A 10,837-nucleotide genomic window follows, 5' to 3' on the forward strand; every position below is an offset into this window, starting at 1 on the left:
GGTCGGGGTAGGGGCGGTGGGTGGTGACGCGGCGGGCCCAGCGCGCGCTGCGCAGACAGCGCACAAGGGTGCGGTGGGCCTCTTCGGGCGGGGCGGTGTTGAAGTGGTCCAGGTTCTGCGCGGGCAGCGTGGGTCCTCGGCGTGGGATGCGGCGACGTCCGCTGTGGGCGTCCCGTGTGTATCGGCAGGGGATCTTGTGGGGGATGTGCCGCTACGTTATCGAGAGTGCTCATGACGTGTCCGGTGGATGCCCGAATTTCACCCGGACGGGAGAGTTTGAGAACGCTCTGTGGACACCTTCCGTGTCCGCAGGCCGTACGTTGGCTCTGTGAGTCAGCACAGGCGGCGCCGGGCTCCGGCGCGGAAGCTGCAGCACAGGTACGCGCTGGCCGGCGGAGCGTTCGCCGTGACGGTCGGGCTCGGCGTCGGACTCGGCCTGTGGGCCACCGGCGGTGACGGATCCCCGGCGGGTTCGGCGCGCAGCGCGTCGGACACCGCTCCCGGGCCCTCCTCCCCGGACACGGGCCCCAGTCCCAGCCCGAGCCGCAGCTATCCGCTGTCCCAGGCTCCGCGCACGATTCCGGCGGTGCGTTCCTTCACCGCGGCCCGCGGCCCCGGCTGGCACCCGGCCCACGGCGAGCGGGTCGTGGTCAGCGACGGGTCCCTGGCCGACGAGGGGCGGCTGATCGCCGGTGAGCTGGGCCTGACGTACGCGGGCGAGCAGAGCGACGTGCGCTCCGGGGACGTGCGACTGGCGCTGAGCGGTGGTGAGGGCGGCAACCCGGAGTCGTACACCATGACCGTGCGCGACGGCCGGGTCACCATCAGCGGGCCGGCCGACGCCGGCGTCTTCTACGGCACCCGCACCCTCAAGCAGGAGGTGCACGGCGGCGGCACGGCGCCGGAGGGCGTCGTGAACGACGCGCCGGCCAAGCCGCGGCGCGGCTTCATGCTGGACATCGCGCGCAAGCCGTACACGCCCGGCTGGATCGAGGACCGCGTACGCGAGCTGGGCGACCTGAAGTACAACGAGCTCGGCCTGCACTTCTCCGACGACCAGGCCTTCCGCATCCAGTCCGAGACCCACCCGGAGATCGTCTCCAAGGACCACCTCACCAAGGCGCAGGTCAAGCAGATCGTCGACCTCGCCACCAGCCGGCACATCACCGTGGTGCCGGAGATCGACTCGCCCGGCCACCTGGGCGCGGTGATCGCCGCCCACCCCGACCTGCAGCTGCGCAACGCGCAGGGCCTGGCGACACGCGGCGCTATCGACATCTCCAAGGACGGGTCCGCGCAGATCGTCGACGACCTCCTCGACGAGTTCGCGGGCGTCTTCCCCGGCGGCTACTGGCACCTCGGCGGTGACGAGTACCAGGCGCTGACCGTGCGCGCCCCGGAGGCCTCCTACCCGCAGCTGGCCGCCGCCGCGCGCAAGGCCCACGGCCCCGGCGGCACCGTCGCCGACCTCACCACCGGCTGGCTGAACGACCGCGCCGCCACCGTCCGCAACCACGACCGCACCCCGCGCGCCTGGAACGACGGCTTCTTCCGGAACACCTCGGTGCAGCCCGCCAAGGACATCGAGGTCGCCTACTGGACCGGCAAGGAGATCGGCGCCCGGCAGCCGGTCGAGTACCTCGCCGCCGGCCGCAAGGTGATCAACTACAACGACGAGTTCCTCTACTACGTCCTCGGCCAGCCGCAGACCTTCGTCTACCCGACCGGACAGCGGATCTACGAGCAGTGGACCCCGCTCGTGCTGCGCGGCACCCAGGCGGTCCCGGCCCGGTACGACTCGCAGATTCTCGGCGGCACCTTCGCCGTCTGGGGCGACCGCCCGAACGCGCAGACCCAGGACCAGGTGGCCGCCGGCATCCGCATGCCGCTGCGGGCGACCGTGCAGAAGCTGTGGGATCCGGGGAAGCCGGCGCTGTCCTGGACGGACTTCAAGGCGCTGGCGGGCCGGCTCGGCTGACCGCCGCGGTGGGACGCGCCGCTGGCCGAAATCTTTTCTTCCGCAGCTCCCTCGACTGAGAGTGACGCCCGTGTGACACTACCGGGCGGTCGCACGCAGTGAAGGGGAAGGGCGGGCTCCGTGGCCGTAAGGGCCTGGAGCGACGCTCTGGCGAGGGAGGCGTGGATGAGCCTGGTGGAACTGATCGCGCAGGCCGACGAGCGCGGACTGGCCGCCAGCGGGCTGGCTTGTTTGGACCGGTGCGTGCCGCTGCTCGGCGGGGACGACGAGGTGCTGCGGCCGCTGTGGGGCACCCTCGCGGAGGGCGGCGACGGCGGCTGGGCCGAGCGGCTGGAACAGGCGCGCGGCGCGCTCGACGCCTCCGGTCCGGAGGGGCCCGCGCAGGACGGGGCCGCATTGCTGGCCCGCCGGATGCTCGCCGCCGCGCCGGCCGGCCGGACCGCCGGTGAGGTGCGGAAGTGGGCCGACGCCTGCTCGGTCGCCTCCCTCCGGATCCACCGGCTCCTGGACCCGGCCGAGGACGCCGCCGCTGTCGACGGCCTCCCCGAAGCGCTCGATGCCGTCCGAGCGGGCAGGGCGCCCGTCGCGGGCCGCGCCGAAGGCCTGTCCCCGCTGGTCGCCGCCGAGCTGCGCCGCCAGATCACCGTCCTCGAACTCCTCGCGGGCCACGGCCCCGCCGGCCTGCGCCAGGCTCTGGAGGTCTCCACGGAGGGACGCCGCGTCCTGCGAGCGGTGGTCTCCCGCCGCGCACGCGGCCGGGTGTGAACCCGGGCCCGGACACGTCGGGGCCCGGGCCGTGTCCCGAGCGGGGCCTGTGAGTGTCCTGAGGGCGCGGTGCGGGGGGCATGCGGGGGTCGTGCGCCGGTTGCGGGAAGCGGCGGGATCCGGGTGACGGAAACCGCGTCGGTCCCGCTCTTCCCTATGTGACAGCGCAGCATGTGACGACTCAACAGCAGACCAGGCCGCACGCCGCCACCCGGCCGGTGCGGTGGGCGGCGGACACCGTGGCGGCGATGCGCGAGGGCGCCCGACTGCGCCTGGACTACTCGGCGCGGAGCCTGTGGCGGGTCGACCGGGTGATCGAGGAGCTTCGCCGCGAGGGCACACCGTACGCCGCCGTCGAGACCGTGCTGCGCGGTTTCGGGGCGTACGCCGGTGAGGTGATCGTCCGCGAGAGCGGGGCCGAGTGGTGGGCGACCGGCGGCGAGCACTGGATCCGCACCGTGGACGGGCGGATGTGGGACCCGATCGACGAGTCGCGCCGCTGCTTCGCCGGCCACGGGTCCCTTCGCCTGCTGTGCCTGGACGCGATGGCGGGGCACGGCGGCAGCCCGCTCGACTGAACCGGCCGGGGTCCCGTGCAGTGGACGGGACCCCGGCCGGGGCGCGGTGGCGGGTGGGTCAGCTGTGCGGCCGGCGGGGTGTCACGGCGTCAGCGTCTGGCCGAGGTGGGCGCCCGCCGGCGTGCCCAGGGCGTTGCGGTCGTAGTAGACGGCACCGCTGGTGTTCACGCCCGAGGCGCCGGTGTCCAGCTGCAACAGGATGCCGTCGTAGCCGTTCTCTCCCTCGGCGCCGAGGGCGAGGTCCGCCCGGCCCCAGCCGGACAGGTCCTGGAGGACGACCGCGGAACCCAGCTTGTCGTTCGGCTCGGTCCACCCGGCGATGCCGGAGGTGTCCTGGCTGAACGACTGCGCGCCAGAGCCGGTCAGGCCCGAGGACGAGCCCTTGAGCAGCAGCACCATGCCCGCGTTGGTCTCGTTGACGCCGCTGCGGGTGATGTCCTCGTCCGGCACGCCCGCCAGGGCGTCGGCGTAGCCGTCGGCGTTGTAGTCGCCGACCGAGACCGAGGCGCCCATCGCGTCGCCGTCCTCGGCGGCGCCCGGCACGCCGGCCGTGTCCTGGTGGACGGTGCGCATGCCGGTGGTGGTGAAGCCCGTCGACGTACCCGGCACCATGGTGACCTGGCCGCCCCGGTAGCCGCCGGACTCGGAGACGTACGGCTGCCCGATGACGATGTCGTCGTAGCCGTTGCCGTTCACGTCGCCGGCGGCGATGGACCGTCCGCCCTTGACGGACAGGACGCTCACCTTGACCAGCCCGGACTTGGTGCCCTTGAACCAGGTGACGCGGCCGGTGCCGGACTGGTCGCGGTAGTTCAGGGCGACGTCCGCGTACCCGTCGCGGTTGAAGTCGCCGGTGGCGGCGTCGACGCTCGCGACCGAGCCCGTGGAGCCGGTCAGCGTGCCGTACTGGGTGGCCCCTCCGGTCAGGCGGGCGTTCCAGGAACCGCCGTTGCCGGTGCCGGCGGCGAACACGTCGGCCTTGCCGTCGGCGTCGAAGTCGCCGACGGTGACGGCCGAACCGAGCCGGGCGCCCGTGGCCGTGACCCCGCTGGTGGTGTAGGAGTAACCGGAGTTCAGGCCGGGGCCGTACAGCACGGTGACGGAGCCGCGGTCCGCGTGGCCGGTCGTGTCGTCCTCGCCGGGCGAGCCGATCGCCAGGTCGGCGCGGCCGTCGCCGTTCACGTCGCCCCACGCGGTCGCGGCACCGAAGCTGTCACCGGACTCGGAGGCGCCGGGGACGCCGGGGCTGGACTGGGTCAGGTTGATCCTGGCGCCGGCCACGGGGCCGTCGGTGCTGCCCGGAACGACGACGACAGCGCCGGCGCTGCTCGACGCCCTCGGCACGCCCGCCACCAGGTCTCCCACGCCGTCCCGGTTGAAGTCGGCCGTCGGGATCGCGGAGTTGGCACCCGGGCTCGAGGCGAAGCGGCGGATCTCACCGAGCTTGCCGTACAGGTTGGTGCCCGGGCACTCGGTGGCGAACGCGTCGCGGTGGCCCGAGACGGTGTTCAGGGTGGCCTGCTGGCCCTTCTTCCACACCCCGGTGTCCTCCATGGCGGTCAGCGTGACCGTGCCGGTCGGCTTGCCGCCGTACTGGCCGAGCTTCCAGGCGGCGAGCCGCGCGACCGACTCCAGGGCGGCCCGGGTCGGCCGGCCGGCCGGGATCCCCTTGCTCGGGTCGCCCTGGAAGTCGCCGAGGACGGCGATGCCGGCCGAGTAGCTGTTGAAGCCGAAGGTGTGCGCGCCGAGCACCGGCAGGTCGGCGCCGCCGGCGCGGCCCTCGAAGATCTGGCCGCACTTGTCGACCAGGAAGTTGTAACCGATGTCGTTCCAGCCGTCGACGTCGACGTGGTACGCCATGATGCCGCGCACCAGCGACGCCGACTCGGCGCAGCTGTAGTTGTTGGAGCCGGCCGAGTGGTGCACGAACACGGCCTGGATCTTGTCGATGTAGGAGGGCGGGTCCTGCACCTTCGACTCGTCCGCGCCCCACTGCGCCCGGCCGACGATGGGCGGTCGGGTGACGGTGGAGGGCGGGGCGACCGGCTTGGTCGCGCTCGGGGACGCGGAGGCAGAGGCGGAGCCGGTCGCGGTCGCGGAGCCCGAGTCGGTCGGGGAGGCCTGGCCGGACGGCGGCGTCTGATCGGTCGGTGACGCGGTGTCGGTGGGCGCGGTCGTCGCGGTGTCGGTGGCCGCCGCGTCCGCGGTCGGGGTGTCCGGCGCGGGGGACGTCGGCGAGTCCGTGGCGTCGGCGCTCGCGGCGAAGGCGGCGGGCTCCACCTCGGTGCCGAGGGAGCGGGTCTCGGCGTTCGTCACCAACCCGGGGTCGACGAGATCGACCTTGAGCCCCTTGGGCAGCCCGGCGCTCAGGCTGCCGTCCCCGGCCACGACCTGCACCTCGACCCCGTCGGACGGGCCGACCCACAGCGGCTCGGAGGCCCCACGCATCCGGGGCGTGATGTGCTCCGCCGGATCCACGTCCAGTTCCAGGTCCCGCCAGCCGCTCCACCGGCCGCTCTCGCTGGAGCGGGTGCGCACCTGCGCGGTGCCGTCGAGCTTCTTCGCGGCGCCGGTCCACGAGATGCCGAGCAGGGAGAACTGCTGTGTGCCGGTGCGCGGCAGCTCCCGCTTGCCGTTCCCGGTGCTCTTCAGGTCGAGGCCGTAGACCTTCACCGGACGCTTGGCCCGGCCCGCGGACCCGGCATCGCCGGACGGGCCGGCCATGGCGTAGCCCACCAGGCCTCCGCCCCCCAGGACCACGGCGCCGAGCGTCAGCCACGCTCTGCGCTTGAGGCTCAGTGGTCTGTACGCATGCGACGTACGACGACTCAAGACGTATCCACCCCAAAGAAGAAAAAGAAGCAGGAGCGGTCGCGGAGACCGGTCCCACAAGTCACTGGAGGCACATCCGTCACAGGACGGCCTGTGCTGTCCAGCGCAGCGCATCCGTGAAACGTCACCGCCCGGCAACCCGGGGTACTTCTGTGCACCCCGAGTTCGTGACTCTTCCGTGCGCCCCGAGCCCGTGGCCCGTCCGCGCGGCCCGAGCCTGTGACACTTCTGTGCGGCCCGACGCTGATGACCATGAGCCGTGCGCACGGCCGGTCGTGTGGCGCGGTGCGGGTTCGGCAGAGCTCGCTTCGCACTCGGTACGAACGAGGTCAGTGTTGGGCCAGGGAGGGGAACCCCGCCGCGCACAGGCGAACGACGGGGAGTTGGGCGCGGCCGTCGCGCGGGCCCAGGAAGGCGACGAGAGCGCCTTCGCGGTCGCGTACCGGATCGTGCAGCCCGGACTGCTCGGCTATCTTCGCGGGATCGTCGGCGACGACGCCGAGGACGTGGCGTCCGACGCCTGGCTGGAGATCGCCCGTGACCTGGGGCGGTTCAAGGGGGACGGGGCCGGCTTCCGGGGGTGGACGGCCACCATCGCCCGGCACCGCGCCCTGGACCATCTGCGGCGCCGGCGCGTACGGCCCCGGTCGACGGCGCTGGAGCAGGACGTACTCGATCTGCCCGGGCCCCAGAGCACGCACGAGCAGGCACTGGAATCCCTCTCCACCGAGCGCGCCCTCGAACTGGTCCGTGCGCTGCCGCGCGACCAGGCGGAGGCGGTGCTGCTGCGGGTGGTCGTCGGCCTCGACGGGCCCGCCGCGGCCCGGGTTCTCGGCAAACGCCCCGGCGCGGTGCGCACGGCCGCGTACCGAGGACTGAGACGTCTGGCCACCCGGCTGGGCGTGGCAGGTGTGACGAAGGGCGATCCCCGGACGCTGGGGGAGTCGGAATGAACGGCATCGACGGCCGGGTCCGTATGGACGTGTGACCGTCGAACAGATCCTCGGACAGGGATGGATACGGGCATGGGTGAGCGGCAGAGCGACGGCAGGGCACACGGCCGTCGGCACGTGCACCCGGGCGACGCAGGGTCCGGGCTCGCGGGCGGGACGCCCCGGGCCGTGGGCGGAGCGTACGGGTCCGACGGGGCGCTGTCCGCGTCCGGGGAGGGCTACTCCCCGTCCGGGGACGGCGAGTTCCGCGCGGGGGACGGCTACTCCCCGTCCGGGGACGCGTTCCGGACCGGGGCTCGAGAGCGCAAGTGGGGTTCGTCGCCGGAGGCGCTGCTCGCTGCCGCGCTGTGCGAGGGCGCCCTGGACGCCGCGGCCGAGCAGCGGGCGGTGGAGGCGTTCCGGGCCGCCCGCGCCGAGGCTGCGCACCGCCCCGCCCGGACCCGGCGCCGGGACGACTGGCGGCCGCGCGAGCACCCGCGGGCCCGCCGCTCGCTGAAGGCCACCCTTGCCCTGCTGCTGGCGAGCCTGGCCCTCGGTGGCGTCGCGGTCGCGGCGATCGGCACCGCCAGGTCGTCGGACCCCGGATCAGGGAGCGGTCACTCGGCGGGTCCGTCGTCCGGCAGCTCCGGCACGCCTCGCGACGTACGGTCCCCGGCCGGCTCGGGCGCGCCCGGCACCTCCACGGCGCCCGGCAGCTCCGCCCGGCCGCACCACCCGGCCACGGCCCGGGACACCCTGGCGCACTGCCGCGCCTACGAGCAGGTCGGGAACAGCGGCAAGGCGCTCGACGCCACGGACTGGCAGCGGCTCGTCAAGGCCGCGGGAGGCAAGGAGAACGTGCCCGCCTACTGCGCCCGGCAGCTGGCACAGCAGGCACCGGCCGGGAACGGACGCGGCGGCGCGAGCAGCGGCGGCGGCACCGGCCCCGGGACGGGCGGCAGGACGCAGGGCTCCGGCAACAACGGCAACAGCGGCGGCACGCAGGGCAACTCCACGGGCGGCACCGGCAGGAGCACCGGCAAAGGAGAAAGCGGCACCAGTGGCAACGCGGGCGGCAGCAGCCGGGGAAGCAACGGGGCGGGCGGCGGAAAGACGGGCTGACCCCGTGGGGCCCACGGCCTCGAACACCTCGGGGCCCTGCGCCGCCGAGGCAACGGCCGGGGCCGCCACCCCCCACAGGAGAGGCCCCGGCCGTCGCGCGGCACGGGCCGCGCGGCGGCCCGTACTCCCTACAGCGTCGTGAGTGCGTTTTCTGTCACACCGCACACCCGATCAGTTAGTTGCGCGTTGTACCGTCATGGACGAGAGGCGGTTTCAGGCCGTAACGTGCCTTTCGCGCCGGGTGCGAAAGACGCGTGATCACCGCACACACTCTCGGCCGCTATGCCGCAACGATCCTGCTCGATCTACTGAGGAACCACGGGGTGCTGGGGGACGACGCGGAGCTGACCGCCGCGGTGCTTGCGGCACAGGACGGAGACGAGACCGCGTTCCGGACTGTGTACCGTGCCGTGCACCCGCGGCTGCTCGGATACGTACGCACACTGGTCGGTGACCCCGACGCCGAGGACGTGGCGTCCGAGGCCTGGCTGCAGATCGCCCGGGACCTTCAGCGCTTCAGCGGGGACGCCGACCGGTTCCGGGGCTGGGCCGCCCGGATCGCCCGCAACCGCGCACTGGACCACATACGCATGCGCGCCCGTCGCCCCGTGATAGGCGGCGACGAAACGGAACTGACCGGCAAGGCCGCCGAGTCGGACACCGCGGGGGAGGCCATGGAGTCCCTCGCCACCGACAGCGCCCTCTCGCTCATCGCCCGGCTCCCCCAGGACCAGGCCGAGGCCGTCGTGTTGCGCGTGGTCGTGGGCCTGGACGCCAAGACCGCCGCCGAGACGCTCGGCAAGCGGCCGGGCGCCGTACGCACCGCCGCGCACCGCGGTCTGAAACGGCTCGCGGAACTGCTCGGCGACGATCCGGAATCCGTAGGCGCGCTCGACGCGCTGCCACTCCCACGAGAACCGCGCGGCCCTGCCGTGACGTCCGCCGGTGTGACGCATACGCGCACCCGGACGCAGAAGGACATGTGATGGCCGACGAGCAGTACCACTGGCTGGACCCTGACACGGCGGAGCGTCTGCTGCGCGGGGAGCCACTGGACACCGTCGACGAAACCGTCCGTGACCAGGCCGAACGGCTCGCCGCCGCACTGCGCGCACTGTCTGCCGGGCCCTGCGCCGAGCCGGCCTCCCCGAGCGGCGCCGAACTTCCCGGCGAGGCCGCCGCGCTCGCCGCCTTCCGCAAGGCGCGCATCGAACAGGCCGACGCCTCGAACACCTCCAGCGTCGCCGACATCTCCGAGGCACCCGCCGGGGCCCCGTCCGGACAGACCGCTGCCCGGGCGATCGACGCGGGAGTCGTCCGCATCGGTGCGCACGAGCACACCCCGACGCACGAGTACCCGGCACACGTCCACGCCCAGGGCAGCGGTACCGGGCGGGCCCGGCGAACCCGCCGGGCCCGCCGCACGAGTTGGGGGCGTCCCGTGCGTCTCGCGGTGTCCGCGGCGCTGGCCGCCGGAGCGGTCGGCGGGGTAGCGGCGGCCACGACCGGTGTGCTGCCGACGCCGTTCGGCGGGGACGAGCCCGCCCCCGCCGCCTCCGTCTCGGACCGGGCGACGCCCGACAGCCCGCTGGTCTCGGCCCCTCCGGACGGCACGCCGGGAGGTGAACAGGGTGCCTCGACTCCCGGCGGCTCCCCGGCCGGCTCGCCCGGTGCCGACGAGAACGCCGGCCGTACCCCCGGCCACGACTCCACCACCGGGAGGGACGGCGGGAAGGACGCCGGCTCGAACGGTCGCTGGAGCCGGCTGGCCGGCGCCTGCCGCGATCTGCGCGACGGCAAGGACCTGGACGCCGATCGCAAGCATGTCCTGGAGGGAGCCGCCGGCGGCCCCTCTCACGTGTGGACGTACTGCAAGGGTCTCCTGAAGTCCGACGACGGCCGCGGCTCCGAGCAGGGAGGCGGCAACGACCAGGGCGACAACGGTGGCGGCCAGAAGGACCAGGGGGGCGACAAGAACGGCAAGGGCGGCAAAGGCGGCGGTGGCGCCCAAGGCGACCAAGGCGGCCAAAGCGGCCAAAGCGGTCAGAACGGCCGGGGTGGTCAGGGCGGTGAGGGTGACGACGAAGGCGGCCACATAAGCGGTGGCCGACCGAGGGCGGACGCCGCCAACCCTGCGAGCCTCGGCGCACGGCCCCCCAAGAAGCCGGCCAGGACCGCCGCTCCGGCGCCGACCACACCCCCGGCACGGTCCACGTCTCCGGCAGCGGGTGAACCCACGGAACCAGCGGCGGCGCCGAGCACCACGCACCCTGTGGCCTGACCGCGCACGGCCCGGCGTACCGTCACGCCCCTTGTCCCGCCACGACCCGGCGTCCCGCGGCCGGTCCCGGCGTCCCGTCGTGGCGCACCGACCTGTCCGATTCGCCCGTAGACCGCCTATGACCTGCACTTTCGTGGCTCCCGAAAATTTCTCCCGGCAGAGTGTGACGTTTTTGGGGGCCACAGCGCAGTACTAAGTGAGCCGACTGGTCATCGGCCGTAGCACGCAGCCGGGGTTCCCCCCGTACCCACGGCTCGTGCATGTGGCGCGGGCGGGGCACGTTCCCCCGGTCCCGCCCGCGCCCCGCCTCACTTCACGTCACATCCAAAAACCCTCGCGCGTCACCAGT

The 10,837-nt window shown here is 73.7% G+C and carries 8 protein-coding genes; 7 read left to right on the plus strand and 1 reads right to left on the minus strand.

The annotated features are described in order from the left end of the window. Window positions 1-367 precede the first annotated feature (367 nt). The 3 genes from BZY54_RS43260 to BZY54_RS43270 all read left to right on the plus strand — a co-directional run bounded on the left by BZY54_RS43260 (window position 368) and on the right by BZY54_RS43270 (window position 3,321). Window positions 368-1,978, plus strand: coding sequence for a beta-N-acetylhexosaminidase (locus tag BZY54_RS43260; RefSeq protein ID WP_244217618.1), 1,611 nt, complete (start codon window positions 368-370; stop codon window positions 1,976-1,978). 165 nt (window positions 1,979-2,143) lie between these two features. Continuing rightward, on the plus strand, window positions 2,144-2,743 hold the full coding sequence (locus BZY54_RS43265) for a hypothetical protein (protein WP_086730841.1): 600 nt from the start codon (window positions 2,144-2,146) through the stop codon (window positions 2,741-2,743). A gap of 173 nt (window positions 2,744-2,916) precedes the next feature. Next, complete coding sequence (locus tag BZY54_RS43270; protein ID WP_086730842.1) at window positions 2,917-3,321, plus strand: hypothetical protein; 405 nt, start codon at window positions 2,917-2,919, stop codon at window positions 3,319-3,321. An 81-nt stretch (window positions 3,322-3,402) separates the two neighbouring features. On the opposite strand, the gene BZY54_RS43275 is transcribed toward BZY54_RS43270, so the two are convergent. Then, the gene (locus tag BZY54_RS43275) at window positions 3,403-6,153 is read right to left on the minus strand and encodes an FG-GAP-like repeat-containing protein (protein ID WP_244217617.1); all 2,751 of its coding nucleotides are present in this window, start codon (window positions 6,151-6,153) and stop codon (window positions 3,403-3,405) included. A gap of 335 nt (window positions 6,154-6,488) precedes the next feature. On the opposite strand from BZY54_RS43275, the gene BZY54_RS43280 reads away from it, so the two are divergent. The 4 genes from BZY54_RS43280 to BZY54_RS51310 all read left to right on the plus strand — a co-directional run bounded on the left by BZY54_RS43280 (window position 6,489) and on the right by BZY54_RS51310 (window position 10,488). Then, window positions 6,489-7,106, plus strand: a complete 618-nt coding sequence (locus BZY54_RS43280) for an RNA polymerase sigma factor (RefSeq protein WP_086730844.1) — start codon at window positions 6,489-6,491, stop codon at window positions 7,104-7,106. A 72-nt stretch (window positions 7,107-7,178) separates the two neighbouring features. Further along, window positions 7,179-8,207 (plus strand): hypothetical protein, encoded by a 1,029-nt coding sequence (locus BZY54_RS54140; RefSeq protein ID WP_086730845.1) that lies wholly within the window; start codon window positions 7,179-7,181, stop codon window positions 8,205-8,207. Window positions 8,208-8,530: 323 nt separating this feature from the next. Continuing rightward, window positions 8,531-9,193, plus strand: coding sequence for an RNA polymerase sigma factor (locus BZY54_RS43290; RefSeq protein WP_086730846.1), 663 nt, complete (start codon window positions 8,531-8,533; stop codon window positions 9,191-9,193). Continuing rightward, on the plus strand, window positions 9,193-10,488 hold the full coding sequence (locus tag BZY54_RS51310) for a hypothetical protein (RefSeq protein WP_086730847.1): 1,296 nt from the start codon (window positions 9,193-9,195) through the stop codon (window positions 10,486-10,488). The genes BZY54_RS43290 and BZY54_RS51310 overlap by 1 nt, the downstream gene beginning before the upstream one ends. Window positions 10,489-10,837 lie beyond the last annotated feature (349 nt).

Source organism: Streptomyces carpinensis, from assembly GCF_002154505.1.
Taxonomy (GTDB): domain Bacteria; phylum Actinomycetota; class Actinomycetes; order Streptomycetales; family Streptomycetaceae; genus Streptomyces; species Streptomyces carpinensis.

Bases quoted from the DNA above. Each gene is read 5' to 3' on its own strand.
- BZY54_RS54140 (WP_086730845.1), top strand. From the start codon at position 7,179: ATGGGTGAGCGGCAGAGCGACGGCAGGGCACACGGCCGTCGGCACGTG.
- BZY54_RS43265 (WP_086730841.1), top strand. From the start codon at position 2,144: ATGAGCCTGGTGGAACTGATCGCGCAGGCCGACGAGCGCGGACTGGCC.
- BZY54_RS51310 (WP_086730847.1), top strand. From the start codon at position 9,193: ATGGCCGACGAGCAGTACCACTGGCTGGACCCTGACACGGCGGAGCGT.